The sequence below is a fragment of the Primorskyibacter sp. S87 genome (genome assembly GCF_049801055.1).
Taxonomy (GTDB): domain Bacteria; phylum Pseudomonadota; class Alphaproteobacteria; order Rhodobacterales; family Rhodobacteraceae; genus JBNAGF01.
Genome location: NZ_JBNAGF010000006.1, coordinates 81,067 through 107,521, shown reverse-complemented (window position 1 = coordinate 107,521; position 26,455 = coordinate 81,067). Strand labels below are relative to the sequence as shown.

At 58.8% G+C, this 26,455-nt stretch carries 22 protein-coding genes; 19 read left to right on the top strand and 3 right to left on the bottom strand.

Features of this window, described 5'->3' with window-relative positions; genetic code table 11:
- Positions 1-136: 136 nt before the first annotated feature.
- Positions 137-1,039: a CobW family GTP-binding protein gene (locus ACP15U_RS12015; protein ID WP_425045386.1), complete on the bottom strand. Its 903-nt coding sequence runs from the start codon at positions 1,037-1,039 to the stop codon at positions 137-139.
- Positions 1,036-2,682 (bottom strand): amidohydrolase, encoded by a 1,647-nt coding sequence (locus ACP15U_RS12010; RefSeq protein ID WP_425045385.1) that lies wholly within the window; start codon positions 2,680-2,682, stop codon positions 1,036-1,038. Before ACP15U_RS12010 ends, ACP15U_RS12015 begins: the two co-directional genes overlap by 4 nt.
- Positions 2,683-2,788: 106 nt before the next feature.
- Here ACP15U_RS12010 and ACP15U_RS12005 point away from each other — a divergent pair, with 106 nt between their 5' ends.
- The 10 genes from ACP15U_RS12005 to ACP15U_RS11960 all read left to right on the top strand — a co-directional run bounded on the left by ACP15U_RS12005 (position 2,789) and on the right by ACP15U_RS11960 (position 15,683).
- The gene (locus tag ACP15U_RS12005) at positions 2,789-3,709 is read left to right on the top strand and encodes a LysR family transcriptional regulator (protein WP_425045384.1); all 921 of its coding nucleotides are present in this window, start codon (positions 2,789-2,791) and stop codon (positions 3,707-3,709) included.
- Between the two features lie 136 nt (positions 3,710-3,845).
- The gene (locus ACP15U_RS12000; RefSeq protein ID WP_425045383.1) at positions 3,846-5,417 is read left to right on the top strand and encodes an ABC transporter substrate-binding protein; all 1,572 of its coding nucleotides are present in this window, start codon (positions 3,846-3,848) and stop codon (positions 5,415-5,417) included.
- A gap of 72 nt (positions 5,418-5,489) precedes the next feature.
- Positions 5,490-6,467, top strand: a complete 978-nt coding sequence (locus tag ACP15U_RS11995) for an ABC transporter permease (RefSeq protein ID WP_425045382.1) — start codon at positions 5,490-5,492, stop codon at positions 6,465-6,467.
- Positions 6,464-7,348 carry an ABC transporter permease gene (locus ACP15U_RS11990; protein ID WP_425045381.1) on the top strand — a complete coding sequence of 295 codons (885 nt, stop codon included), beginning with the start codon at positions 6,464-6,466 and terminating at the stop codon, positions 7,346-7,348. Before ACP15U_RS11995 ends, ACP15U_RS11990 begins: the two co-directional genes overlap by 4 nt.
- A complete protein-coding gene (locus ACP15U_RS11985; protein ID WP_425045380.1) occupies positions 7,348-8,337 on the top strand; it encodes an ABC transporter ATP-binding protein in 990 nt (329 codons plus the stop codon). Before ACP15U_RS11990 ends, ACP15U_RS11985 begins: the two co-directional genes overlap by 1 nt.
- Positions 8,337-9,341, top strand: a complete 1,005-nt coding sequence (locus tag ACP15U_RS11980) for an ABC transporter ATP-binding protein (protein ID WP_425045379.1) — start codon at positions 8,337-8,339, stop codon at positions 9,339-9,341. The genes ACP15U_RS11985 and ACP15U_RS11980 overlap by 1 nt, the downstream gene beginning before the upstream one ends.
- Positions 9,342-9,996: 655 nt before the next feature.
- Entirely contained in the window at positions 9,997-11,616 is a 1,620-nt protein-coding gene (locus ACP15U_RS11975) for a GMC family oxidoreductase (RefSeq protein WP_425045378.1), read from the top strand.
- Between the two features lie 26 nt (positions 11,617-11,642).
- Positions 11,643-13,271, top strand: a complete 1,629-nt coding sequence (locus ACP15U_RS11970; protein WP_425045377.1) for a long-chain-fatty-acid--CoA ligase — start codon at positions 11,643-11,645, stop codon at positions 13,269-13,271.
- Between the two features lies 1 nt (position 13,272).
- Positions 13,273-15,012 carry an aldehyde dehydrogenase family protein gene (locus ACP15U_RS11965; protein WP_425045376.1) on the top strand — a complete coding sequence of 580 codons (1,740 nt, stop codon included), beginning with the start codon at positions 13,273-13,275 and terminating at the stop codon, positions 15,010-15,012.
- 17 nt (positions 15,013-15,029) lie between these two features.
- Positions 15,030-15,683: a TetR/AcrR family transcriptional regulator gene (locus ACP15U_RS11960; RefSeq protein WP_425045375.1), complete on the top strand. Its 654-nt coding sequence runs from the start codon at positions 15,030-15,032 to the stop codon at positions 15,681-15,683.
- 32 nt (positions 15,684-15,715) lie between these two features.
- On the opposite strand, the gene ACP15U_RS11955 is transcribed toward ACP15U_RS11960, so the two are convergent.
- Positions 15,716-16,753: a LacI family DNA-binding transcriptional regulator gene (locus ACP15U_RS11955; protein WP_425045374.1), complete on the bottom strand. Its 1,038-nt coding sequence runs from the start codon at positions 16,751-16,753 to the stop codon at positions 15,716-15,718.
- Between the two features lie 98 nt (positions 16,754-16,851).
- Here ACP15U_RS11955 and ACP15U_RS11950 point away from each other — a divergent pair, with 98 nt between their 5' ends.
- The 9 genes from ACP15U_RS11950 to ACP15U_RS11910 all read left to right on the top strand — a co-directional run bounded on the left by ACP15U_RS11950 (position 16,852) and on the right by ACP15U_RS11910 (position 26,434).
- On the top strand, positions 16,852-18,363 hold the full coding sequence (locus tag ACP15U_RS11950) for a tripartite tricarboxylate transporter permease (RefSeq protein ID WP_425045373.1): 1,512 nt from the start codon (positions 16,852-16,854) through the stop codon (positions 18,361-18,363).
- The gene (locus tag ACP15U_RS11945; RefSeq protein ID WP_425045372.1) at positions 18,360-18,830 is read left to right on the top strand and encodes a tripartite tricarboxylate transporter TctB family protein; all 471 of its coding nucleotides are present in this window, start codon (positions 18,360-18,362) and stop codon (positions 18,828-18,830) included. The genes ACP15U_RS11950 and ACP15U_RS11945 overlap by 4 nt, the downstream gene beginning before the upstream one ends.
- Before the next feature lie 50 nt (positions 18,831-18,880).
- The gene (locus ACP15U_RS11940; RefSeq protein ID WP_425045371.1) at positions 18,881-19,843 is read left to right on the top strand and encodes a Bug family tripartite tricarboxylate transporter substrate binding protein; all 963 of its coding nucleotides are present in this window, start codon (positions 18,881-18,883) and stop codon (positions 19,841-19,843) included.
- Between the two features lie 63 nt (positions 19,844-19,906).
- Positions 19,907-21,310 carry an acylating sulfoacetaldehyde dehydrogenase gene (gene sauS / locus ACP15U_RS11935; RefSeq protein WP_425045370.1) on the top strand — a complete coding sequence of 468 codons (1,404 nt, stop codon included), beginning with the start codon at positions 19,907-19,909 and terminating at the stop codon, positions 21,308-21,310.
- The gene (locus tag ACP15U_RS11930; protein WP_425045369.1) at positions 21,307-22,806 is read left to right on the top strand and encodes an AMP-binding protein; all 1,500 of its coding nucleotides are present in this window, start codon (positions 21,307-21,309) and stop codon (positions 22,804-22,806) included. The genes sauS and ACP15U_RS11930 overlap by 4 nt, the downstream gene beginning before the upstream one ends.
- Before the next feature lie 521 nt (positions 22,807-23,327).
- Positions 23,328-24,551, top strand: a complete 1,224-nt coding sequence (locus tag ACP15U_RS11925) for an integrase arm-type DNA-binding domain-containing protein (protein ID WP_425045368.1) — start codon at positions 23,328-23,330, stop codon at positions 24,549-24,551.
- A 190-nt stretch (positions 24,552-24,741) separates the two neighbouring features.
- Positions 24,742-24,966 carry a helix-turn-helix transcriptional regulator gene (locus ACP15U_RS11920; protein WP_425045367.1) on the top strand — a complete coding sequence of 75 codons (225 nt, stop codon included), beginning with the start codon at positions 24,742-24,744 and terminating at the stop codon, positions 24,964-24,966.
- The gene (locus ACP15U_RS11915) at positions 24,966-26,222 is read left to right on the top strand and encodes a hypothetical protein (RefSeq protein ID WP_425045366.1); all 1,257 of its coding nucleotides are present in this window, start codon (positions 24,966-24,968) and stop codon (positions 26,220-26,222) included. The genes ACP15U_RS11920 and ACP15U_RS11915 overlap by 1 nt, the downstream gene beginning before the upstream one ends.
- Positions 26,222-26,434 carry a hypothetical protein gene (locus ACP15U_RS11910; protein ID WP_425045365.1) on the top strand — a complete coding sequence of 71 codons (213 nt, stop codon included), beginning with the start codon at positions 26,222-26,224 and terminating at the stop codon, positions 26,432-26,434. The genes ACP15U_RS11915 and ACP15U_RS11910 overlap by 1 nt, the downstream gene beginning before the upstream one ends.
- Positions 26,435-26,455 lie beyond the last annotated feature (21 nt).

Genomic DNA, 26,455 nt, shown 5'->3' with positions numbered 1-26,455 from the left:
CGCATTGTGCTTGGTGTTCAGAGGCGCCGTAGCTTTTCAGGCAACGTTATCAGAAATCGTCGGTGCAGGGATTGAGTCTGCGACACTACTGGTTATGTCTCTCCGGCGAACGATGCTGGCACCGCAGGACGGTGGCTCATATGTTGCCAAAGACTTGCGCCAAGACGTCCCTTTGCAAGTGACCGCGCAACCCAATGCAAACAACGCCGCATTCCGCGTCGCTTCCGCTATTTATCGCTTGCCAACGTTTTCCGACCGTCTGGATCAACCACTTATGCCCGTCGGCACCGGTAACATGTCCCTTTGATCGGATCACTCCCAGATGTCCGTCCGCCAGTCTTCGGGCGAGGTCTTCAGCGTCGACAGGCCGGGCGGAATGCATCACCGAGCTTTCGAATAATGCGTCAGAATGCGACAGCCGGTGCCCGCGGCCAGGTTCTGCCACAACACCCAAGATGGCCTCAGGCGCAACCTTACCGAACTGCGCCGGAACCAGTATGGCACTCGGTGCCAGCTCTGCCAGCCAGTCTTTGACAGCCGGCAAGCGCCCTTCCTCCACCAGGTCGAGTTTGTTGACCACCACGATTTCTGCGTCCGTCAACTGCCGCAGGATCGTGTCGCCGATGTACTCGTCTTCAACAGAGGCCATGATGGTTTCGGCATCCACCACCACAACGATCCCGTCCGGACAGATGCCTTCGACAAGCGAGAACGTGCTGACGATTGCGCCGGGGATCGCCACGCCCGAGCTTTCGACCACCACGTAGTCTGGGCGCGGTTCCAATCGGAGCATTTCAGTCAGCACACCAATCAGATCATTTCCGAATGAACAGCAGATACAGCCTCCGGCGATAGAAATCAGGGTATCATCCTCAGCTTCGATCAGATCCTCGTCGATGGCCAACTCTCCGAACTCGTTGACCAGCACGGCCAGCCTCCGCCCGTTGGCGTGGCGTAGCAGGTGGTTGATCATCGTGGTTTTGCCCGACCCCAAATAGCCGCCGATGGTGATCACCGGCAGCTCGGAATCGCCGCTCATGCCAAATTCTCGGCAGCAAAGATGCGCCCGCCCTGAACCGTGCCCCAGACGGAAACATCCTTCAGCGCCAATGGGTCGACGGTGGTGGGGTCGTCCTCGAGCACCGCGAAATCGGCCTTTTTGCCCACCTCGATGCTGCCAACCTCGTGATCCATGTGCAGCGTGTAGGCCGCCCCCAGCGTGACAGCGCGCAAAGCTTCGGCAACGCCGATCTTCTCGCCCTCACCCTGCACCCGGCCTGAAGCGGTCATGCGGTTGACCGCGCACCACGCGGTAAAGAGCGGCCCCAGCGGGGTGACCGGGGCATCGGAGTGTATCGTCATCGGGACACCTGTTTCGAGCGCTGTGCGGCAGGCATTCATACGCTCGGCCCGTTCCGGCCCGACGGTCAGCCGGTAATGTTCGTCGCCCCAATAGAAATGGTGATTGGCAAACAGGTTCACGCACATGTCCAATGCCGCGATCTTGCGGAACTGCGCGGCATCGGCCAACTGGCAATGCTGCAGCGTGTAGCGGTGGTCGGGGCTGGGATGTGCCTTGAGCGCCGGCTCCAGCATGTCGAGCGCCATTTGCGTAGCCTGATCACCGTTTGTGTGGGTGTGGACCTGAACGCCGGCGGCCAACGCCCGGTGATAGAGGTCGGACAGCTGGTCGGGCGCGGTGTACCACAACCCGTTCGGCGCGCCGTTGTGGTAACCCGGCCAACGCATGCGCGCCGAAAACCCCTGGATCGAGCCATCGGCCACGGCCTTAATCCGGCCAAGCCGCAGGCGGTCGGTGGATTTCCTTGCCAGTTCCTGCGCATAGGCAACAATCTCGGCCGCGCTCATACCGAAAAAGATCCGCAGGGGAACGATGCAGGCGGGAAAGTCGGCCTCGCCGGTCACCCGCAGCATCATCGCCACGCTGTCGTCGGACAACCGTGCCGCGAGGTCGGTGCAGGTGGTCACTCCGGTGCGAACGCAGAGCTTGGCATAGTCGCGCAGGCCCTGTTCGTCGCAATCGGTCATCGCCCTGTCAAAGCCAACATGCGGCCCGATCGGGGTCATCGCGTCCATCCCAAAGATCTCGCCGGTGGAAAACCCGTCCTCTCCGAGGGGGATACCGTCGTGATTGACCCCCGGCCGCATCAACCCGGCCAGTTCCAGCGCCCGAGTGTTGACATTGATGATGTGGCCTGAGGCGTGCAGCACGCCGATGGGGCGGGTGGTGGTAACCCGGTCGAGGTCATGGCGCGTCACCCGCTGGTTGTTCATGTAGATCGGGTCCAGCGACCAGCCGGAGAGCGGCGCGTCGGGGTTCGCAATCTCTGCCTCGGCCTCTTTCAACCTCTCGATCACCGCATCTACGGTTTTCAGCCCCGACCAGACCCTGCCGTCCGGGTCCGTGCGGTCAAACCATCCCACGTAGGTGTTGCGCCAGAGCGTGCCCTCCATGGTGTGGGCGTGGCCCTCGACGAACCCCGGCATCAGTATCTTGTCGGCAAACCGGTCGTCCAGAACGTATTCCCCCCAAGGTGCCAGCTTCTCCAAGGGCCCCGCCCCAAGTATCCGACCGTCGCGCACCGCCACATGTGTCACCTCCGGCTGGTTGGGATTCATCGTGATGATCTTACGGGCTGTATAGATCGTGGTGTCGGTCATGGTGGGCTCTCGTCTGATCGCGGGGTTTGACTGACCGTAGAGGGCTTTGTTTTCCCGGAAAAATGGATTTAAGTGGCGGTTAAGTTCGGATTTTTGGTGGAAGCAGATGATCACTTACACGCTCAAGCAACTGAGATATGTCGAAACTGCGGGGCGACTGGGGTCGATCACCAAGGCTGCCGAAGAGCTCAATATCTCGCAATCCTCGATCACGGCCGCCATCGATTCACTGGAGAATTCTCTCGACTATGACCTGTTCGTGCGGACGCCGGCCAAGGGGATCCAACCGACGCCCTCGGGGGCAGAAGCGCTGCGGCTGATCCGCAACCTGATCGACCAGTCGCGCCATTTCGACAGCGAAGTGCGAACGGTCGGAAGCGATGCCAAGGGGTTGGTGCGGATAGGGTGCTATGCCACGGCGGCGCCGTCCTTTCTGCCGCCCATCCTAGAAGCGGTGTCGCTCGAATTCCCGGGCATCTCGATCAAGCTGCTCGAGGGCCATATGGAACGCATGGTGGAGTTTCTGGACAACGGAGAAGCTGACCTGGCTTTTACCTATTCCGAGGCACTCGACAGCCGCCACGATTTCCTGCCACTTTTTGAAGCCCCTTTTTATGCGCTGGTCGCTGCACAGGACCGACTGGCCACCCGAGGCGACGTGAGCCTTGCGGAACTGGCAGAGCGGCCCATGGTGATGCTGGACCTGCCACTGGCGCGAGACCGGTTCATCCAACTCTTCGAAAGCCGCGGCTTGTCCTGCTCGATCGCCCATACCAGCCGCTCGGCCGAGATTTGCCGCACGCTGGTCGCCGGTGGATACGGCTTTTGCATCCTGAACATTCTACCCCCGGACTACCCTATGGAGCGGATGCCGTATCGCGCCCTGCGCATTCGCGACGCGGGCCCGGGACCGACATTTGGCATAGCCACCATGGCCGGAGTGCGCCAGCCCAAGACGGTGCGGGCCTTCAGGCAAAGTTGCCTTCAACTGAGCAGGACGCACGCCTTCGATCACATCACGGTATGAGGGTGACAGCCAGTATTCCCCATTTTTTGCGGGAACAGCAGATATTGTTTCTGTTTTTTGCGGGAACTGCCCTGCGCTACGCTTCTCTGCGATCAAATCAGAACACAAATGATGATCGAACCCAGGGAGAAGAACCGTGAAACATTTGATGAAGGGATTGGTCGCCGCGACCGCGTTGGCATCAATCGTGACGACGGGCGCCGTTTCGGCGGACGAGCCCAAGCAGGGCGGCACGCTGGTGGCCGCGCTCGGAACCAACGTGCGGAACCTCAACCCGGCGGTGCAATCGGGCATTGCCACCGGCCAGCCCGGCACCCAGCTTTTTGCGGCACCGCTGCGCTATGACGAGGATTGGACCCCGCAGCCATATCTGGCAGAGACATGGGAGGTCAGCGCCGACGGGCTCAAGGTTACTCTGAACCTCGTCAAGGATGCCCGGTTCCACGACGGGCACCCGATCACATCGTCGGACGTGGCCTTCTCGGTCAAGGTGATCCAGGAACACCACCCGTTCAAGGCGATGTTCGCGCCGGTCACGTCGGTCGACACGCCGGACGAACATACCGCAGTGCTGAACCTCAGCCAGCCGCACCCGGCCCTGATGCTGGCCATGTCCAGCCAACTGATGGCAATCATCCCCGAGCATATCTACGGCGACGGGGAAAACCCCAAGACACACCCGCGCAACCTGGAAAACGTTGTCGGATCGGGGCCGTTCAAGCTGGTTGAATTCAAGAACGGCGAACATGTCGTGCTGGAACGCAACGACGATTTCTTCATCGAGGGGCGGCCCTATCTCGACCGGCTGATCTATCGGATCATCCCTGACCCGTCGGCCCGTGCAATCGCGCTGGAGAACGGTGAGTTGCAGCTTTATTCCTTTGAGCAGCTGCCCCGGATCAACGGCCGTCTTGCGAAGGTCGATCACCTGACGGTCACGCCGCAGGGGTACGGCGCGATCGGTCCGATCGACTGGTTGGCGCTGAACACTACCAAAGGCCCGCTGGCCGACAAGCGCGTGCGTCAGGCCATTGCCTATGCCGTGGACAAGAACTTCGTCCACAAGGCCATCATGCAGGGCACGGCCGCCAATGCCAAGACCGGCATCCACCCTGACAGCCCGTTCTATGAAGGCGATGTGAACGACTATGAACTCGATCTGGACAAGGCCAACGCCCTGCTAGACGAGGCCGGGTACCCAATGGACGGCGACAAGCGGTTCGAACTGACCATCGATTTCGGCTGGCCCGACGTCAAACCTCAGGTCGAATATGTCCGAGCGGCCCTGAAAAAGGTGGGTATCGACGTGACAGTTCGTGCCAGCGCTGATTTCCCGACCTGGGCCAAGCGCATGGGTACGATGGACTTCGAAATGAGCTGGGACACGGTGTTCAACTGGGGCGATCCCGTGATCGGCGTGCACCGGACCTATCTGACCTCGAACATCGCCAAAGGTGTTTGGTCGAACACCCAAGGCTATTCCAACACCCGCGTCGACGAAATTCTGGAGATGGCCGGCAAGGAGCCCGATCCAGAAAAGCGAAAGGCGCTTTACTCCGAGTTCCAGAAGATCGTGAACGAGGAAGTTCCGGTCTACTACACCAACACCCTGCCGTATCACACCATCTTCTCGAACAAGGTGATGAACGCACCAACGGGTATCTGGGGCGGGTCCTCGCCGCTGGATCGCGTCTGGCTGAAGGACTGAACGACCTGAAACCCGGGTCGGCGGCCCCTGCCGCCAGCCCCTCTCCCCGCAATAGACAAGGATAACACGCCGGTGCAGTTCCTAGGCACACTATCGGTCCGACTGTTCAATGCTGTTGTGCTGCTTTTGGTGGTGCTGGTGTTGAACTTTACCCTCATGCACCTGGCGCCCGGCGACGTGGCCGACACGATTGCGCAATCCATGGGCGGGGCAGACCAGGAGGTGCTGGACGAGATCCGCCGCGACTATGGTCTGGATCAGCCGTTTTTCGTGCAGCTGGGGCGGTATATCGGACGGGTCCTGCACTTCGACCTTGGCCAGTCCTACTTCTTTAACGAGCCGGTGACGAAGCTGATCCTCGAACGTCTGCCTGCGACCCTGTTGCTGGTGATCACGGCGCAGGTTCTGGCGCTGGTCCTCGGCGTGATCCTCGGGGTCTACTCAGCACGCAAGCCCAACGGCATCGTCAGCCATTTCGTGACCTTCCTCGCACTGTTTGGCTATTCCGCCCCGGTATTCTGGACCGGCATCCTGCTGTTGATCGCGTTTTCCCTGAAGATCCCGCTGTTTCCGGTGGCGGGCATGCGCGACGTAACCGTCGACGGTGGGTTCTGGGCGCATTTTTGGGACGTGGCGCGGCATCTGGTGCTGCCTATGATCACCCTGTCGTCGATCTTTCTGGCACTCTATTCGCGCCTGTCGCGGGCCACGATGATGGAGACGCTGGGGTCCGACTACATCCGCACCGCCAAAGCCAAGGGGCTGACCAACCGGCAGGTGGTCTACAAGCACGCCTTGAAGAATTCACTTTCGCCGGTAATCACGCTGGCAGGCCTGCAGTTCTCGGCGGTGATCTCGGGCGCGGTGCTGGTGGAGACCGTTTTTAGCTGGCCAGGGCTGGGCACTCTGGCCTTCCAGTCGATCATTGCCCGCGACACGCCCACCATCCTGGGCATCCTGTTTTTCTCGGCATTGGTGGTCATCGTCGGCAACCTGCTGACCGACTTGGCGCTGCGCCTTGTCGATCCCCGTGTAGGGGGCCGCAAATGACCGAGGCGCCGCAAATCCCCGAGCAGAGCGTCGAAAAGGCCCGTTCCCCCCTGTTCGAGGCGTGGGACATGTTCCGGCGCAATCACGCGGCGGTCGCGGCGTTGTTGGCGCTGGCGCTGATCGTAATCGGCGCGGTGATCGGCCCGTTCCTCTATCCCACCGACCCGTTTGAAATGGTCTGGGCCCCGTTCTCGCCACCCGGCGAGGAAGGCTTCCTGCTTGGCACCGATTACCTCGGGCGCGACCTGCTGGCGATGATCATCAACGGCGCGCGGGTTTCGCTGATCATCGGTCTGGCCGCGGCGGTTGTGTCGATCTTCATCGGCGTCACAATCGGTGCCCTCGCCGGATTCTTTGGCGGCATCGTCGAAGAAGTCCTGATGCGGGTCACCGAGTTCTTTCAGGTGCTGCCGACGCTGCTGTTCTCGATGGTGATCGTGGCGCTGTTCGGTGCGAGCCTGCCGATGATCACGCTGGCCATCGGCATCGTCAGCTGGACCGCCGTCGCCCGTATCACACGTTCGGAATTCCTGCGCATCCGCGAGCTGGAGTACGTCATGGCAAGCCGCGCGTCCGGGGTAAGCAATGCCAAGCTTATGTTCCGCGTCATCCTGCCCAATGCGTTGCCCCCGATCATCGTGCAGTCCGCGCTGATGGTGGGGTCTGCCATTCTGTTCGAGGCCGGCCTGAGCTTCCTGGGCCTGACAGATCCCAACATCGTCAGCTGGGGTCAGATCATTGGCTCGAACCGCCAATACATTCTTGACGCCGGCTTCACCGTGACCATCCCCGGCGTGGCCATCTTCGTAACCGTGCTTTGTATCTCGCTTGTCGGCGACGGGCTGAATGATGCGCTCAACCCCAAACTGAGGCAGCGCTGATGACCGCTCCGCTTCTCAAAGTCGAAAATCTGAGGATCGAACTCAGCACCCGCGACGGAATCGCGCCGGTGATCGACGACTTGTCTTTTGAGCTGGCGCATGACGAAAGCATCAGCTTTGTCGGCGAGAGCGGTTGCGGCAAGTCCATGACAGCGCTGGCGATCATGGGGCTTTTGCCGGACAAGATAGGGCGTGTCGCATCGGGGTCGATCCAGTTTGACGGCGAAGAGTTGACCACCGCCAACGACGCCCGGCTGCGCGACATTCGGGGCAACGAGATCTCGATGATCTTTCAGGAGCCGATGACCTCGCTCAACCCGGTTTATACGGTCGGCGAACAGATTGCCGAGGTCATTCGGGCGCACCAGGGTCTGAGCAAGACTGCCGCCTGGGACAAAGCCGCCGACCTGTTGGACGCGGTGCGCATTCCGAATGCGCGCCGCCGGGTCGGCGACTATCCGTTCCAGATGTCCGGGGGGCAGCGCCAGCGGGTGATGATCGCCATGGCGCTGGCCTGCCAGCCGAAAATCCTGATCGCGGACGAGCCGACGACCGCGTTAGACGTGACCGTGCAGGCGCAGATTTTCGACTTGCTCAACGACTTGCGCAAGGAGATGGGCACCTCGATCATCATGATCACCCATGACATGGGCGCGGTCGCTGAAATGGCCGAACGCATGATCGTAATGTACGCCGGGCGCGGGGCCGAGATCGGGCCGGTCGATCAGATCATTTCGCGCGCGCGCCACCCTTACACCAAGGGGTTGATTTCCTGCGTACCCCATATCGTCAGCAACCTGACCGACACGCGCGAACGCCTGACCGAAGTGCCCGGAATCGTGCCTGCATTGAGGGATTTCGGCAAGGACAGCTGTCTGTTTGCGTCGCGCTGCCCTTATCGCACAGAGGAATGCCTTGCTGCCCGCCCGCCAATGAAAACCTTTGATCATGGCCAGCATGCGGCCTGCTGGCACGCCGAGGAAATCTGATGGCCAATTCGCCCCCCCCCCTGCTGACCGTCGAGGATCTAGTTGTGCGCTTTGGCATCAAGCGGGGCGGTTTGTTTGGCGATCGCCACTATTTGCAGGCCGTCGATCAGGTCTCCTTTTCGGTGAACCGAGGCGAAACCCTGGCCATCGTGGGCGAAAGCGGTTCGGGCAAGACCACAACAGCGCTGGCGGTAGCACGCCTTGTCGAAGCGCATTCGGGCCATGTCAACCTGGACGGGCACGACATTCTTGAAATGGAAGGCGAAGAACTGCGCCGGGCGCGCACCAAGGTCCAGTTCATTTTCCAGGATCCCTATTCCAGCCTGAACCCGCGGCAACGAGCAGGCGACATCGTGCGCGAACCATTGGAAAGCCTGACCGACAAGCCTCGTCAGGAAATGCAGCAAATCGTAGACCGGCTATTCTCCGAGGTTGGCTTGCGTCCTGAACAGCAGCGTCTGTTCCCACACCAGTTCTCGGGTGGGCAGCGCCAGCGTATCGGTATTGCCCGCGCGCTTGCCACCCAGCCTCAGCTTATAATCTGCGACGAACCCGTCTCGGCGCTGGACGTTGCGGTGCAGGCCCAGATCCTCAACCTGCTTCGCGACCTGCAGGCTGAGTTCGGTTTGACCTATCTGTTCATCAGCCATGACCTGGGGGTGGTGCAGCACATGTGCGACGCCATCGCGGTCATGTACATGGGCAAAATCGTGGAGCACGCTGACCGGTTGAGCGTGTTCAACAATCCCTTGCATCCCTATACCAAGGCGCTGCTGTCAGCGGTGCCGTCGGTGGAAAAATCCCGGAACGCCGCAGGCAAGCGTATTCTGATCCCGGGCGATCCACCGGATCCATTGAACCTGCCCAAGGGGTGCCGTTTCGCCAACCGTTGCCCGGTCGCAACGGGCATATGCCGCGAGGAGGAACCCGAACTCGTGGACCGTGGCGGTGGACATAGGGTGGCCTGCCACCTCGTTGACGAAAGCCGACGTGCCCCGATTTAAGCCCGCATGCAAGCCGGTAGCGTCGATCAATTCGCTGGCTCGCGTGGTCAAACTTTCTGCTATGGGGCGTGGACAGGAAACCGGTTCCGCAGCACCGATCAGAAACAACGGATACCGGACACTCTCTGCCGTCGCGAGATTTTGGGTAGAATGCCCACAGCGGAAATTCAGGCAAGTGGTCTTTGGACACCAACAAAAAATCCTAGTCTGACTGGGTCACGTCCAAACCAATCGTTAGCGTTTCTGAGTAGAGCCTGCATTATGTGAGCGCCGCCGACGGATCGGCAAGCGGGGCTTGGGCGCTTTTCTGGCCATTTTACAATTGCGGTCGCCCGAACAACTGGCACGCGGCCCGATTTAGAAACACCAAACACACTCTGAAAAAGCAAAGGGCAAGAGTGGGTCTGCAAGGTCGCTTCTCTCATTTCAGAGATGCACCCTGTTCCAACTTGCCCGTTGATTCCGGTCAAAATCTACAAGGTTCTGCGCATTCGTCGAGGTTCCTGAAATCCACTTAAGCAGTTGTGAAAACAGAAAAATCTACCACTCGGCGGCTCTTCCCCAAGAAACGAACGCAGCGTTACACAAATAAAACTGAACACTTGTCCAGTATTTGTGTTCAAGTAGCAGGCGACCATAGCGACTGGGAGGTTCCATGGAATTCGATTTTGTTATTGTTGGCGGCGGGTCCGCCGGGGCAACGATAGCTTCACGGTTGACCGAAGATCCGAGCATTTCTGTCTGCGTGCTTGAGGCAGGTGGAAGTGGCAGGGATATATTTGTCCGCACGCCGATGGCTGTCGTGGCGATGCTACCGGGGCGGCCAAAGATCAATAACTGGGCATTTCACACGGTACCCCAACCCGGCCTGAACGGGCGTAAAGGCTATCAGCCGCGCGGCAAGGCCTTGGGTGGGTCCAGCGCGATCAATGCGATGCTGTATGTTCGCGGTCAAAGGGATGACTACGACAGCTGGGCGGAATTGGGGAACCAGGGCTGGGGTTGGGATGACGTCTTGCCCTATTTCCGTAAAGCCGAGAACAACGTACGCGGGCCTGACGAAACTCACGGCGACAGCGGCCCGTTGCATGTGTCCGATCAAAAGGCGCCACGCCCGATTTCGCAAGCCTTCATTGATGCCAGCAATCAGATGCAGGTGCGTTCGAAAGCCGACTTCAACGATGGTGACAACGAGGGGGCGGGATTTTGGCAAACTACCGTGTTCCATTCGCCGGAAAAGAACGGTGAGCGTTGCTCGGCGGCAGCGGCCTATCTGCATCCGGTGATGCACGCACGAAAAAATCTGACGGTTATAACCAAGGCCCATGCAACCAAGGTCAAATTCGAAGGCAAGCGCGCCGTGGGTGTGGCTTATCGGCAGGACAAACAGGACAAGGAAGTGCGTGCCTCTAAGGAGGTCGTTCTTTGTGGCGGCGCGTTCCAGTCACCCCAGATTTTGATGCTGTCTGGCGTGGGCCGCCCGCAGGAAATCACGCAACACGGTATCGAAATGGTCCACGAACTGCCGGGAGTTGGGAAAAACCTTCAGGATCACCTTGATTTCGTGATGGGATACAAGACCAAGGATAGGGACAACCTTGGGATCGGAGTAAGGGCCACATTCAAACTGATCGGCGAAATTTTCAAATGGCGCAAACACGGCAACTCGATGGTGGCTTCGACCATCACGGAATGCGGCAGCTTCTTCAAAAGCGACCCTGCGATTGAGCGCCCTGACCTGCAAACTCATTTCGTGATTTCCATTGTGGATGACCACGCCCGAAAGTTGCACATGGGTCACGGATACTCCTGTCACGTTTGCAACCTCCGCCCCTATTCGCGTGGCGAGGTCTTCTTGCAAAGCGCAGATCCGATGGCGCCGCCGGGCATTGATCCCAAGTTCCTTTCAGATGACCGCGATTTGGACATCATGATCAAAGGGGCCAAGCTTACGCGCGAGACGCTCGAAGCGCCGGCCTTGGAAAAATACAAGCATAAGGAACTGTTCGGCGTGCATGACAACATGACCGATGTTGAATGGGAAGAGGTCATTCGCAACCGATCTGACACCGTTTACCATCCCGTGGGCACCTGCAAGATGGGCACTGACGACATGGCCGTCGTCAGTCCTGAATTGAAGGTGCACGGGCTGGAGGGGCTGCGCGTCGCTGATGCGTCGATCATGCCATTGCTGGTTTCCGGCAATACAAACGCACCAACCATCATGATCGGCGAAAAATGCGCCGACATGATCAAGGCTGAATACGCTGCATAGGCCGTTAAGGAACAGGAAGAACCCCAATGCTGGGATCGATGATGAAACAAGAGCTGTTGATCAGCTCGTTGATTGAACACGCCGGAAAGTACCACGCCGACACCGAAATTGTTTCCAGAGAAACAACCGGCGAATTGCATGTGACCAACTGGGGCGAGACCGCCTCGGTTTCGCGAAGCCTGGCGTCTGCCCTTGGCAAGTTGGGCCTGGATCAAGGCGACCGTGTTGCCACAATTGCCTGGAACAACCATCGGCACCTGAAAACCTGGTTTGCCTTGTCCGGCAGCGGGCTTGTTTGCCACACCTTGAACCCGCGGCTGTTCCCCGAACAGCTTATCTTCATCATCAATGATGCGGGCAACAAGGCGATCTTCTTTGACAAGACATTCATGCCGCTGATCGTTGGAACGCGAGAGCATTTGAAAACCGTAGAACATTTCATTTACATGGGACCCCATGATGAGGAAGTCGCGGCGGCCGTGCCTGGCGCCGTCTTCTTTGATGATCTCATCTTGGGCGGCGACGAAGGTTATCAATGGCCAGAGCTGTCCGAAGATGCGCCGTGCTCGCTCTGCTACACGTCAGGTACAACCGGAAACCCCAAAGGGGTGCTCTATTCCAACCGCTCGACGATGTTGCACACATTTGCCATTTCCATGCCGGATGCGATGTCCTTGTCCTCCAGCGAAATCATCCTGCCTGTGGTTCCGATGTTCCATGCCAACGCGTGGGGCATTCCCTATTGCGCGGCCATGACCGGAGCGAAACTGGTGATGCCTGGTCCCGGCTTGGACGGTGACAGTTTGCTGGACCTCATTGACTCGCAGAAGGTCACATTGGCCCTTGGCGTGCCGACAATCTGGATGATGCTGTTGGACGCGGCAGAGAAATCCGGCTCCAAAATGGAAACGCTACGCCGCAACGTCATCGGCGGGTCCGCCGCAGCACCGCCCATGATCGCTACGTTCCGCGAACAGTACAACTGCGACACCATCCACGCTTGGGGCATGACCGAAACCAGCCCTCTGGGCACTGCCAACATGCCCAAGGGCAAGCATGCGGATCTGGAACCCGATGCAAAGGCGGCCTTGCGCCTGGGTCAGGGTCGCCCACCCTTTGGGATAGATCTGCGGATTGTCGACGAACACGGCGCCGAGCTACCACATGACGGAATTGCCGAAGGGGCGCTTCAGGTGCGCGGTCACTGGGTTGTTGACACCTATTTCGGCAAGGACGAAGCCGCAACGACAGAGGATGGCTGGTTCGATACCGGCGATGTCTCCACAATTGATGCCGATGGTTACATGGTGATCCGGGATCGCACCAAAGACATCATCAAATCCGGAGGCGAATGGATCTCGTCCGTCGATCTGGAAGGGATAGCAGTGGCCCATCCCGGCATCGCAATGGCCGCTGCAATCGGTGCCAGACACCCGAAATGGGATGAACGTCCGATGATCGTTGCGGTCAAGGCAGATGGGGCCGATCCGACCGAGGAAGAGATCATCGCACTGTTTGCGGACAAGGTCGCCAAATGGCAGATCCCGGATGCAGTGGTTTTCACCGATGCCATTCCGTTGAACGGGACTGGAAAGATGCTCAAGAACAAGTTGCGCGAACAGTTTGGCAACACATTGATCGAAAGGGGCGCATGAAATGGATGGCGCACAATTGAACTTCGAAAGCCAAGACGCTCTTTTTGAAGAATACGACGCTGCCCTTGCCGACCTAAACACAGCCAAGGATGCTTGGGTAAAGTTATCCCCTGCGGACCGGATCACTCTGCTTGCGGGCATGAAAGACGGCATCATGAAAGTGGCCGAAGGGTGGGCAGAGATTTCAGCGCGCAAAAAAGGACTGGTTCCCGGAACCGCCGTCTCAGGTGAAGAATGGATTGCCGGGCCCTATGCCACAATGGCCGGTGTCAATACGTTGGTCGCAACTCTGAGTGAAATGGAAGGAAAGGCCTTCCTCGATCATCTGCCTAAGCGGGAACTGACAACGGGCCAGCTGGGTATCAAGGTTCTGCCACACTCGATCTGGGATCGTCTGCTTTTGTCGGGTGTCAACGCGGAAGTGTGGATGCAGAAGAGCGTCAATTTGGCCAACCTCAAAAAGCATGCCGCGACTGCCTATGATGTTCCGGTTGAGGATCGCGTTGGAAAAGTTGCTCTTGTCCTTGGTGCGGGTAACGTGGCCGCCATCACACCGTTGGATGTACTGCAAAAACTGATCCTCGAAGATCAGGTTGTGATCCTGAAAATGAACCCGATCAATGATTATCTGACTGATTTCTACAAGATCGCGATGAAACCGTTCATTGATGGTGGGTATCTCCGGATCGTCAAAGGCGACGCCAAAGGTGGCGCCTATCTTTGCGAACATCCGATCGTGGAAGAGCTGCACATCACCGGCTCAGACGCCACCCATGACGCCATTGTCTGGGGCGTCGGCGAAGAAGCGGAAACCAACAAAAAGGCCGGCGCACCAAAGAACACCAAACGCTTTACGTCTGAGTTGGGGTCTGTAAGCCCCACCATCGTCGTGCCGGGTCCGTGGACCGCAGCCGATATCCGCTTTCAGGCGGAGAACATTGCAACAATGAAGATGCACAATGCCGGACATAACTGCATCGCAACCCAGGCTTTGGTGATGCCGAAGGGCTGGGCCAAGGGGCCGGAACTCCTAAACCAGCTGAAAAAAGTGATCAGCACCTCAACCCGTCCAACGTGGTATCCAGGCGCCGAAGGGCGTCTGAACAGCTATGCCGAGCATGGCGGCAATATCGAAAAAATTGAACGCGGGAAGAATTCACCACCTGTGGTGATCGGCGAGATTTCCGAAGACAGCTACAATCGCAACTGCGAAGTATTTGGCCCTGCCCTTGGCATCAAGGAATTGGAAGGTTCGGATGCCGAAACCTATTTGGTCGCAGCCATTGATTATGCCAACACCGAACTTTGGGGAACTCTGGGCGCAAACATCCTGATCCACCCCAGTACCATCCGCAAGATCGGCAAGAAACGGTTAGATGAGATCCTCTCCGACTTTCGATACGGAACGATTGGCGTAAACGGCTGGTGCGGCTTGGGTTTCCTGATCACCGCGTGCCCTTGGGGTGCCTATCCGGGTCACACCTTGGAAGATATCGGCTCCGGCATCGGAACCGTGCACAATTCTTTCATGCTTGAGAACACCGAGAAGGTCGTGGTTCAGGCCCCTTGGCGACCATTTCCGCGTGGAATTCTATCAGGCCAATTCACACTTCTGCCGCGCCCGCCGTTCTTCATCACAAACAAGAAGCAGCACAAGATCGGAGAACTTCTGACCCGCTTTCAGTACAAACCCAGCTGGTTCAAACTGCCTCGCATCTTCCTAAACGCACTGCTTGGTTAAGACCGGGTGCACGCTGGATGCATATTGCATCCGGCCTACTGGTCGGCGACAAAGTTACCATGAACGAGATGCTCCCCAAACTCAAAGCCCGTGCAGACAGAAAGTCTGCAAAACGCGATGCTAAGAAACGCCAAATAGCGGAAAGTGCAATCTCGGCGCTAAAGGAGTTGGGATACGCAAACACCAGTTTACGTGACATCGCAGCACATAGCGACCTGTCGCTGGGAATGCTGCATTATTACTTTGAAGACCGTGCCGAACTGATCATCTTCTGCGTCGAAATCTACAAACAGGAGTTCGTACGGAAATTCGTCGAAGCTCTGGAGATGGCTTCCGGACGGGAACAGGTTATCGACGCGTTCGCCGAAGCGCTGGTTTCCTCAATTGTAGACGACGACATGGCGCATAGGATGTGGTATGACATCCGAACTCAAGCCGTGTTTGACGAAACATTCCGTCCAATCGTCGCGGAAATCGAAGCCCTGCTTATTGGCATCGTGCGTTCGGCATTCGAAAAGGCCGGTCACGGCGAACCACAGCAGATTGAAATCAGTTATGCGCTTCTTGACGGGGCATTCAGATACGTATTGCAAACGCAAATTGAAGGAGCGGAGCGCTCCCGCCGCCAGCTCTTCGAGACGTTCCAAGGTTTGCTGCGCCAGTTTCTGTGAAATCGACAAGAATTGCCGCCGATTTCGTTGATCTAGGTGCGCTCTCGTTTAGGAACAGTTGTCGAGTTCCTAGCCAACAAACGCACATCACATTTCGTGGCCGAGTGACTTGTGGACGTTCCCGCCACGCGATCGGCAATATTTTCCGCAGCCAGCATACCAATGCGTTTTGCCGGAATGCGAATGGTGGACAGTGACGGCTCGATCTCGCCCGAACCTTTGAAATCGCCGATGCCCATGATGGACAGATCTTCCGGAATGCGGGCGCCAAATTGCTTTGCCGCATAAAGAACCCCCTGCGCAATAATGTCATTGCCGCACAAGATGGCCGATGGCGTAGCGGGTTTCTCCAGCAACGACAGGCAGGCGCGCTTGGCCTCGGCGATGCTGTAGGGCGCTTCCAGTCGCCAGTCTTGGGGGATCTCGATGTTCTCTTTGGCAAACTCCCAAAGGGCACCGTTCAACCGGTCATGTGCCCTGTCGTTTCCGGTAGGATCCGGGAATATCAACCCGATATCGCGATGCCCCAGATCCAGTATGTGTCGCGCGGCAAGACGCCCCGCCTCGGCGTTTTCAACCCCGACACAAGGCAGGCGAGCGCGGTGGCTGTAGTTCCAAATTGCGACCACCGGAATGCCTTGCTGTTCAAACAACTGATACGCGGCCTCTGAATGCTCGAGTCCGATCACAGCAAGCCCGTCAACCCGATGTTCCAGGAACTTGCGCAGCATCAGATATTCCCGTTCCAGATCGAAGCCATGGGACGCAATGAGCATGGTGAAGCCTCGCTGGTCCAGAGTATCGGAGAAAGACTGGATCAGTTCGGCGAATATCGCGTTGTCGATTGTGGGAACGACGAGCCCGATGGTACCGCTGCGCTTGCCATGCATGACCTGGGCCGCGCGGTTGCGAATATAGCCGAGCTCCTGCACCGCCCGGTCGATCTTCTTGCGAGTCGTCGCCTTGAGCAATTCCGGGTGATTGAAGCTGCGCGACACGGTTGAAATCGACACGCCCGCGGCCTTCGCGACGGCGACGATATCCGGCTTATCCTTCTGTTTCTTAACCAAGTATCGCTCTTCTTACCGGCAGTAATGAAAACGTTTGCAAAACTATTTTCATTTCTTAACCTGACGTGTCAACGCGAAACCGTGGACAGGAACAAAACGTGGAGTTCATTTACTACTTTGGAGATGTGTTTACCCCGGTGTCTTTCGGCCTGTTGCTTCTGGGCACGATTGGCGGACTGATCCTTGGAGCGACGCCGGGCCTGTCACCGACTATGGCCGTCGCGTTGCTGATCCCGTTTACTTTCCACCTACAGCCGGTTCAGGGGCTGATCCTGTTGGGCGCGGCTTATACATCGACAGTGGCAGGCGGTGCGGTAAGTGCGATCCTGCTAAAAATCCCCGGAGCCCCGGCCAATATTGCCACAACGCTGGATGGCCACACCATGGCCGAACAGGGCAAAGGTGCCCGGGCGTTACAACTCAGCTTCCTTTCGTCAGCTGTGGGTGGCGTTTTTGGGGTTCTGCTGCTGATCTTTCTCACTCCCCTTCTGGCGAAATGGGCACTGGCCTTTGGGCCAAGCCATTTGTTCTGGCTGGCCATTCTCGGGGTCACGGTAATCGGTTCGCTGGACAGCGCTTCGGTGGTCAAAGGCCTCTTGTCGGGGTGCATCGGCCTCTGGCTAGCGACTATTGGCTTTGACGACATCATGGGAGCGCAGAGGTTCATCTTTCACCCGGCGCTTGGTGGTGGGATCAACATTATCGCTGCTCTGATCGGGCTGTTCGCTATCCCGCAGGTTCTGACGATGTTTGCCAAGGGACGGCAGAAGGCCGACGCCGAGGTTCTCAAAGTCGAAAGCCACTCGGTCAAGGACGCGGCTCGCGAAGTTGCACGTCAACCAAGAGCTTTGACCATTGGAACACTGACCGGTTCGATCATCGGATTGATCCCGGGCGTTGGGGGGCAGATCGCTGGGCTGGTAGCCTATGATCAAACAAAGAAGTTCAGCCCAGAACGCGAGAAGTTCGGCAAAGGCCACAGCGAAGGCGTGATCGCAGCGGAAAGTGCCAACAACGCGATGGTCGGGCCGAGCCTTGTGCCGCTTCTGACCCTGTCGATCCCCGGATCACCCACCGCCGCAGTTCTGCTGGGCGGACTGCTTATTCACGGCATCTTTCCCGGCTCGGATTTGTTCGACAACCACCCTGATGTTGCCTGGACCTTCATCAATTCAATGCTGATCGGACAGATTTTGATGTGCATCTTCGGCCTTTACGTCGCCGGGCTTGCGGCGCGGGTTGCACAGGTGCCGCAAAGCGTGATGGCCGCTGTCGTTCTGGGGCTCGCAGTGTTCGGAAGCTACTCGGTTCAGTCCAGCATGGGAGATGTCTATGTGATGGCAGCCCTGGGCGTGAGCATGTATTTCCTGGAACGGTTCGGATTTACCGCCGCCCCGCTGGTACTTGGCCTGATCCTGGGCCCGATTGCCGAGGCCAACTTCATTCAAGGCAGCATGATCGCCGGGGCAACTGACGGCATGGCCGCCTATTTCCTGGGCGGATTACTGAACATCGTGCTGATCGCTCTGGTGGTGTCATCGATCGCCTATTCGATCTGGATGGAACTGCGCAGCCGCCGCTACATTTCAAAAGAGGAGATCTTGCAATGAGCGTGTCGAGCCTTCCTCGTCTTCAGCACATCGTTGCATCGGGTGTCATTGCCGCCATTGGCGTTTGGGTCACCTGGATCAGCTATACCCAGCAACCTTCCGAGGCTTTTCTGTTTCCACGCCTGATTTCAACGGTGTTCGTGGTTCTGGCGATCTGGACCTTTGCAAAGGCGCTGCTAGGCTGGACCAAAGTCGGGAACGGTCTGACCCGCCGGGAAATGGTCTGGCTGGCGCCCGGTCTGATCATCGCGCTGATCTATATCTTCTGGGCCGCCAAGACATTGGGGTTCTACACCGCCGGAACCATCACCTTTTTCATATTGCTGAGCTTTTACGACTCGGCTTCGCATTTTGAACTCAAAACCTGGCTGAAGCGGTTGGCCATCACTGCCGGCTTTCTGGCGGTGATGTACGGCCTCTTTGCCCAACTTCTGAAGGTCTACACCCCGAGAGAGATCTTCTTCTGAACCGACCGCAAACCAACTGCGGCGCAACTCAATCCAACGGAGGAACCGAAATGAAGAAACTGATCGCAGGCGCCGCCGCGGCGCTGATGACCCTGGCCGGTAGCGCGGCCATGGCCGAGGAATATCCCGAGCGGCCGATCATGATGATGGTCAGCTATGGCGCCGGGGGTGCGACCGACTTCCAGGCCCGGATCGTGACCATGACCGCTGGCAACGAAGATGCGCTCGGCATGCCCATCGCTATCATCAATAAACCGGGTGCAGGCGGGCGTGTCGGCTGGAACTGGTTCGCCACGCAGGCCGAAGCCGATGGCTATACGTTGGGCGCCTACAACATTCCGCATTTCATTGCCCAGTCAATCAAGGGTGGCGTCGAGTATTCCGCTGACAGCTTTGAGCCAATTGCCAACTGGGGTGCTGATCCGGCGGTGTTCGTCGTCGCCAAGGACAGCGAGATGAACTCGATGGAGGACGTCGTCAACTTTGCCAAAGAGAATCCCGGCAAACTGACTTTCTCCGGAGCAGGCCTGTTCGTTGGGCATCACATCGCCGCGTTGCAGCTGGAAAAGGCAGCGGGCGTGAAGATGGCGTATATCCCGACCAAGGGTGGCGGAGCAGCGGCCATGAAAGCCGTTATCGCCGGTGAAGTCATGGGCGGCGTCAACAACCTCAGCGACGCCTTCCGTGCCCAGGAAGCCGGAACCGTCAAGATCCTCGGCGTGTTCGATCTGGAACGCAACGAGTTCCTGCCCGACGTGCCAACCCTCAAGGAACAGGGTTATGACGTCGACAATGCCAGCGTGAACTTCCGCGGAATCATGGTGCCGAAAGGGACGCCGCAGGAGGTGATAGACAAGCTTGCAGCTACGGTGCCCGAGATGTTCAAGAACGGCCGCGTTGGCAAGAAGATGAAGGCGGGGGGCTCCCCGATGCACATCATGACCCGAGACGAAGTCAAGGCAATGTGGGCCGCACGAGAGGAAACTCTCAAGGAACTGCTGGCTGGTCTCTGAGCCCTCTCAAAGCAATTGGTTGAGGCGGCGTGCGCCTCAACCATTCTCAAAGGACGTTTCGTGATGAATAAACATGATGAATTGGCTCACGTCGAAGCAATCATGGCCCGCTCTCGGATTGCACAGAAGGCCTATGAAAGCGGCGCCACGCAAGAGCGTTATGACCGCGCGGCCCAGGCGGCGGCGTGGGCCATCATGGAACCATCGCGCAACCGGGCCCTGGCCGAACTGGCGGTAAAGACAACCGGGCTTGGTAATGTGCCGGACAAGATCACCAAGAACCATCGCAAAACGCTGGGCCTGATGCGTGACATTAAGGGGGTTCGGACCCAAGGAGTTCTCAGCGACGATCCGGCCATGGGGATTACCGAAATTGCCCGACCGGTGGGTGTTGTCGGCGCCGTCGTTCCGTCAACCAACCCTGCGGCAACTCCGGCCAACAACATCATTAATGCTCTGAAATGCGGGAACTCGGTCGTGATCGCGCCGTCACCCAAGGGAGTTGCCAGTTGCGAATTGCTGATCACATTCATTCACACCGAATTCGACAAGATCGGGCTGGACCATGATCTGGTTCAGATGATCCCGGCGCCCGGATCCAAGGCCAAGACACAGGCAATGATGGAACTGTCCGACAGGGTGATCTGCACCGGCAGCCAGAACAACGTCCAGCGTGCACAAACCTGCGGCACCCCGGCCGTGGCCGTTGGCGCGGGCAATGTAACCGTGATCGTGGACGAAAGCGCTGATCTGAAAGCGGCGGCTCAGAAGATCACTGCCTCCAAGACATTCGACAACGCAACCTCATGTTCTTCTGAGAATTCGATCATCGTGGTGGAGGCCGTCTTTGACGAGTTCATTGCAGCGCTCGCCGCAGAGGGCGGTGCACTGGTCGACAACGAGGCCGGGATCGTTGCCAGGCTTTGGCCCGACGGCCATCTGAATCGCTCGGTCATCGCGCAGGATGCCGACAAGATGATCGAAGCGCTGGGCTTGGCCGGGCGCGTTCCGGATAACACCAAGTTTCTTCTGGTCGAAACCAAAGGCATCGGCCCCGAATATCCGTTGTCTGGTGAAAAGCTCAGCCGCGTGGCGGCTCTCTATCGCGCCAGGGATTATGACGATGCCCGGGCCATCGCCGAGCGCATCCTGACCTATCAAGGGGCCGGTCACTCGATTGGCATTCACACCGCCAAAGATGCGCGAGCGGTCGCCCTGGGAGAGACGATGCCGTCTTGCCGGGTCATCGTGAACCAGGCCCATACTTTTGCCACTGGAGGTGCCTTCACCAACGGCATGCCGTTTTCGCTGTCGATGGGGTGTGGCAGCTGGGGCGGCAATGCGATCGACGAAAATCTGCACTGGAAACATTTCATCCAGACCACCAAGGTCATCCGTGAAATCGCTCCGAACGAACCGGCTGTCGAGGATGTTTTCGCCGACTACTGGGCAGAAGCAGGCAAATGACGGTCGACCCGCATACGCCGCCTCAGGGCACCTTGCGCGACTGGGTCGACCGACGAGCCGAACAGACCGGCAACCGCATAGCTTACAGGTTCTTCGATGGAGACGAACCGCTGAGCTGGTCACAGCTGCGCGACAGCGCCCGGAAATGGGCGCAGAACCTGACAGCACATGGGGTAAAGAAAGGCGAAAGCGTCGCGATTCTGCTGCCCAACGGGCGCGACGTGATCGAATGCCTGTTCGGAACGCTCTATGGCGGCTTTCGCGCGACGGTGGTCAATCTTGTCGCCGGTGACGATGCCATTACCTATGCCCTGAAACACTGCGAAGCGCGAATAGCTCTGGTCGGGCCGGAACAGGATGAGCTCTTTGACCGGGTGCGCCACGACAGGCTGACCCGATTTTCTCTGTTCTGCGAAACGGCCGCTGCAGATCTGCATCCATTGTCACCGGATGACGATGCATTGCTTATGTATACGTCAGGTACGACCGGACGGCCCAAAGGGGTCGTGCACAGTCACGCCAGCCTGCTGGCCGGCGGCTGGACCCCTGCCCTCGCCCACGCACTGACCGAACAGGATTGCGGGCTCTGCGTTCTGCCGATCTACCACATCAACGCATTATGTGTGTCGGTGATGAGCACGCTGATTACCGGGGGCACGCTTGCCGTCGCCCGGAAATTCTCGGTCGGCCGTTTCTGGGACCAATGTGAAGAGGCGGAGGCGACGTGGTTTTCGGTGGTGCCCACGATCATTTCACATCTGCTGCATTCCGATGCGGCACCGACCGCCGCAACGCGGGCGCGAATTAGGTTCGGCCGATCTGCCTCCTCGCCATTGGCACCCGAAGTCCAGACCGCCTTTGAAAACCGGTTTGACGTGCCCATCGTCGAGACAATGGGGCTCACCGAAACCGCGGCACAAATCCTGTCGAACCCACTGCCACCGGGAGTGCGCAAGATCGGATCGCCCGGCAAGGCCTATGGCAACGAAGCCTGCATCCTGTCGCCCGAATTGATAGCTTTGCCACCCAACACCCAAGGCGAAATCGCTGTGCGTGGTCCCAATGTGATGCGGGAATATCTGAAAAACCCGAATGCCACCCGCGAAACGTTCACCCCTGACCGGTGGTTGCGCACCGGTGATCTCGGCCATATCGACAATGACGGCTACTTCTTTGTGACCGGGCGATTGAAAGAACTGATCATCAAGGGCGGCGAGAACATCGCCCCGCGAGAAATAGACGAGGCCCTGTATTCGCACCCGGACGTCGTTGAAGCAGCTGCCTTTGCGCGCCCTTGTCAAACCTACGGTGAACGAGTGGAAGCCGCCGTCCGGTTGCGGGATGGGTCCAGTGTGACCCCGGAGCAGCTTATCCGGATATGCGTCGCCAAAGTCGGTGCATTCAAATCTCCCGATACGGTTTTTTTACTTGATGATCTGCCCAAAGGTCCTTCCGGAAAAATACAGCGGATCAAGTTGCCAGAAATAACAAGCTAAGATCCGCCATTACCAAGACAGTCCTTGAAAATGGAAGGCGATGAATACTCCATACTGCGGCTTGTACAAGAAACGCAGTCACCGGCCCGGCCGACGTTTCCGCGCCACCGGGCGCCTTTGAAAAACATGCACTGGCACGCCAGCTCGCAAGCGACGAGTTTGTGACGAAACACGGTTGAGGAGTGGTAGTGTGGGGGGGCGTAGCAGGTGGCACCGAAACAACAGTAACCAGCGTACTGGAGTGCTGAGCGCTGGTGGTGTTGGCTCCGAATTGTTCGGCGGTTGGTTTTCAAATTAAGGTGGTGCCCAAGGAGAGACTCGAACTCTCACGCCCGTGAAGGCGGGGGATTTTGAATCCCTCGACCCCCCTTTGAAAGCAGGGGATTTTTTGGCGATTCTCATCACACTCCTACTTATTTTATTGACGAATCTTCTGACATCACAGATCAGAGGTGCTCAGAGCCTATACGCCCCTAGGGGGCGTTCTTGGCATCACAGTGACATCACAGAGGCATCACGACATGGCGCAGAAGACGATCTCGAAGACGACGCAAATCAAGGCAGACACGGCACGCCGGGCGAAGGTGCCCGAGGGCGTCCATCACCTGATCTTTCGCGACACGATCCTGAAGGGCTTTCAGCTTCGGGTCTTCAAGAGCGGCGGCAAGTATTCCTTCACGGGTCGAATCAAGGGCACCGACACCCGGCGCACGATCACCATCGGCGACGCTGTCGCCCTGACCGCCTCACAGGCCCGCACAGAGGCGGAACGGCTGCGCGTGCAGTTCGCCCTAGGCGAAGACCCTGTCGCCGCTGCAGAGGCTGCCAGAGCCGCGCAGGTGACGTTCGGCGACCTGACCGACCGCTACCTCGCAAAGTTCGAGACCGGCGGCCTGCGGCGGCAGAAGCGGGCACCGCGCCCGACCTCGATCAAGAGCGAGAAGAAAGACGCGAACCGTGCCCTCGATCTGCTGGGCCGCGAGACCATCGCCGCCGACATCGACGCCCGTCGCCTGAACCGCCTGATCGACGACATGTCGCCCTACGCCGCATCGGTTCGCAAAAAGACGTTCGGCGTCGTGCAGCGGGTTCTCGGGCACGGCGTCACGACAGGCCTGCTCGACATGAACATCGCCCTCGCCGTCGAGACCCCGATCGGGTCGGAATCGCGCGAGCGTTACCTGACGCCCGACGAACTGGCGAAGGTCTGGAAAGCTGCCGGGCAGATGGGGGCCTATGGTCGCCTCGTTCGGTTCCTCGTCGCGATGCCGGTCAGGGCCACGGTCGCCCGCATGCTGACCGCCGATCAGATCGACGGGGCGACGCTGATCGTCGCTGACGCGGTCGAGGGCAACAAGGCCGCGACACGCTGGGAACTGCCGCTGAACGATCTCGCCCTCGCCCAGATCGGCGACGACGATCTCGTGTTCAGGGGCCGGAACGGGGGGCCGGTCGCCGTGACCTCGACAGCGAAGGATCGCCTCGACGAACTGAGCGGCGTCACGGGCTGGGTTCTGCACGATCTGCGGCGCACCTACTCGACCCTGCTCGCCGACGCAGTCGATGACCTCGATGTCGATGCTGCCGAGCAGTGGATGATGCACAAGCGCAAGGGCGTCGCGGGCATCTACAACCGCTCGCAGCGCAAGACCGCGATGCGCCACGTCGCGACCCTCTGGGGGGCCGAACTCGCCCGAATCGTCGGGGAAGATTCGCCCGTGATTCCCGTGACGTTTCGAGCATGACAGTTCAGAAGCGATTTTCGTTCATGAACAAATAGTTGTATCACACTCTTCGCTTTTTATCGCGCCCGCTCAATATGATGCGGGCGTTTTGCGTATGGGAGTGTGATAACCGTTGAAAAACAGTCACTTGACGGCATCACCTAAGCCGCCCTAGGCCTGAGTGTAGTTTTGACCACCGAAAGGAAAGATGATGACCGACAACGACAAGTTGCTGACCCTCGACGAGACGGTCGAGTTCATGTGTGACGAGTTGGGCTACCCGACCTCGAAGCCCGCCCTGCAGCGCAAGCGCCGGAACGGCGGCGGGCCGAAGTTCACACGGGTCGGAACCCGCCCCCTGTATCGCAAGAGCGACCTGCGCGCCTTCGTCGCCGCCCTGCCCGTCTTCGAGACCACGGGTCAGGAACGGGCCTGATGTCCAAACCTCAGTATGCCCCGCTTGCGGCTGGGCACGTCGCCGAGTGCATCGCAGAGGCGGCAGGCTCGCCCGTATCTGCCGTGCGCATTGCGCAGACCTACGACTATCAACTGCGATCCGACCTCGAGCGCGTGAAAACTCGGTTCGGCTTCGAGACCGCCGAGGATGCGACCCTCTGGATCGTGCAAGACACGCTGTCGGAGATGACCGGCATCGACATCGACGGCGACAGCGTCACGCTGCAGCCCGGCAAGAAAGTCGCCGACCTGAAGTATCGCGGAAAGCAGATCGACTTCCCGTTCAACATTGGCCTCGAGGGCGGGCACCGCATGTTCAGCCCGAACGCCTATTCGAGAATACAGGAAGCGCGTGAAAGCAACGTCGATGATCTGGTCGAAAGCATGCGCGTCGATGGTTGGCGGCCTGACAGCACCGTTCTGAAGGACAAGGAAACCGGCGCAGTTCTGTCTGGCAATCGCCGCCTCGCTGCCGTGCAGAAGTTGGCGCAGGAAGGCATCGAGATCGTGCCGCAGGTCGTCGAACTCGATCTAGGTGAAGGCGACGATGCCGACGCTGATCGGTTCCGCCATTGGATACGCAGCAACACCGACCGGGGCAAAGACCTGACGCCCAGTCAGCGGAAACGGATCGCAGAGCACCTGCGCAAGTGCGGTCTGTCGGCAGACGTGATCGGCGAGACGCTGGACCTGTCGCCGCGCAGAATCCGCGAACTGACGGCAGAGGCCAAGCGGCAGCAGATCGAGCAGCGTGACAGCGAAGTGCGGCGACTGCTTGGATACGGCCTGTCGCAGCGGCGTGTGTCAGAACTGACAGGCGTGTCGAAAAGCACAGTGGTCCGAATTGGCGGAACCGCCGAAACGGACCACCCGACGCCCGAGCCTGACGTCGAGGGAATTAGCACCAATGGTGCTAACTCATCGAAAGGCCCCAAGGCTGACCCAGCGCCCGAGCCTGAACCGACGCCTGACCCGGCACCCGAGCCTGAACCGGCACCTGAACCGAAGCGCAAGCCCGACTTGCGGATCACCCTCGACATCTTCGCCGATGACATCCTCGCCGAACTCGCATCAGGTGCTGCGGGCAAGACCTCGACCGTGAGCCTCGAAGACCTTCGCTCGTGGTTGTCTAAGAACAAAGCCGCGATCATCGCGGCTTTGAACACCGGCGGGGTCGAAGGCGTCGAGCGCAACATTGCCTACGAGTTCATTGACGCACACGAAGGGGCAGACTGATGCCTCACATACTCGCGACCATGCGCAAGCGCCTCGAAATCCGAAACCAGTTGAGGTGCGCTGACATGCTGGGCGTCGGCATTGTGATCGAAGATCAGTATTTCAACGAGGCGAAGCAGATCGCGACCGAACTGGGTCTCGCCCATGTGTCGATTAAGTCGGAGTCGATCCGGCATTATGAAAGGCTCGACCGCAATCCCCATGACAGCTAATCTGATCGGACTAACAGCAAC

Excerpts from the sequence above, each read along its gene's own strand:
- ACP15U_RS12015 (WP_425045386.1), bottom strand. The coding sequence starts at position 1,039 with ATGAGCGGCGATTCCGAGCTGCCGGTGATCACCATCGGCGGCTATTTG.
- ACP15U_RS12010 (WP_425045385.1), bottom strand. The coding sequence starts at position 2,682 with ATGACCGACACCACGATCTATACAGCCCGTAAGATCATCACGATGAAT.
- ACP15U_RS12005 (WP_425045384.1), top strand. The coding sequence starts at position 2,789 with ATGATCACTTACACGCTCAAGCAACTGAGATATGTCGAAACTGCGGGG.
- ACP15U_RS11990 (WP_425045381.1), top strand. The coding sequence starts at position 6,464 with ATGACCGAGGCGCCGCAAATCCCCGAGCAGAGCGTCGAAAAGGCCCGT.
- ACP15U_RS11985 (WP_425045380.1), top strand. The coding sequence starts at position 7,348 with ATGACCGCTCCGCTTCTCAAAGTCGAAAATCTGAGGATCGAACTCAGC.
- ACP15U_RS11980 (WP_425045379.1), top strand. The coding sequence starts at position 8,337 with ATGGCCAATTCGCCCCCCCCCCTGCTGACCGTCGAGGATCTAGTTGTG.
- ACP15U_RS11975 (WP_425045378.1), top strand. The coding sequence starts at position 9,997 with ATGGAATTCGATTTTGTTATTGTTGGCGGCGGGTCCGCCGGGGCAACG.
- ACP15U_RS11970 (WP_425045377.1), top strand. The coding sequence starts at position 11,643 with ATGCTGGGATCGATGATGAAACAAGAGCTGTTGATCAGCTCGTTGATT.
- ACP15U_RS11965 (WP_425045376.1), top strand. The coding sequence starts at position 13,273 with ATGGATGGCGCACAATTGAACTTCGAAAGCCAAGACGCTCTTTTTGAA.
- ACP15U_RS11960 (WP_425045375.1), top strand. The coding sequence starts at position 15,030 with ATGCATATTGCATCCGGCCTACTGGTCGGCGACAAAGTTACCATGAAC.
- ACP15U_RS11945 (WP_425045372.1), top strand. The coding sequence starts at position 18,360 with ATGAGCGTGTCGAGCCTTCCTCGTCTTCAGCACATCGTTGCATCGGGT.
- ACP15U_RS11940 (WP_425045371.1), top strand. The coding sequence starts at position 18,881 with ATGAAGAAACTGATCGCAGGCGCCGCCGCGGCGCTGATGACCCTGGCC.
- sauS (WP_425045370.1), top strand. The coding sequence starts at position 19,907 with ATGAATAAACATGATGAATTGGCTCACGTCGAAGCAATCATGGCCCGC.
- ACP15U_RS11930 (WP_425045369.1), top strand. The coding sequence starts at position 21,307 with ATGACGGTCGACCCGCATACGCCGCCTCAGGGCACCTTGCGCGACTGG.
- ACP15U_RS11925 (WP_425045368.1), top strand. The coding sequence starts at position 23,328 with ATGGCGCAGAAGACGATCTCGAAGACGACGCAAATCAAGGCAGACACG.
- ACP15U_RS11920 (WP_425045367.1), top strand. The coding sequence starts at position 24,742 with ATGACCGACAACGACAAGTTGCTGACCCTCGACGAGACGGTCGAGTTC.
- ACP15U_RS11915 (WP_425045366.1), top strand. The coding sequence starts at position 24,966 with ATGTCCAAACCTCAGTATGCCCCGCTTGCGGCTGGGCACGTCGCCGAG.
- ACP15U_RS11910 (WP_425045365.1), top strand. The coding sequence starts at position 26,222 with ATGCCTCACATACTCGCGACCATGCGCAAGCGCCTCGAAATCCGAAAC.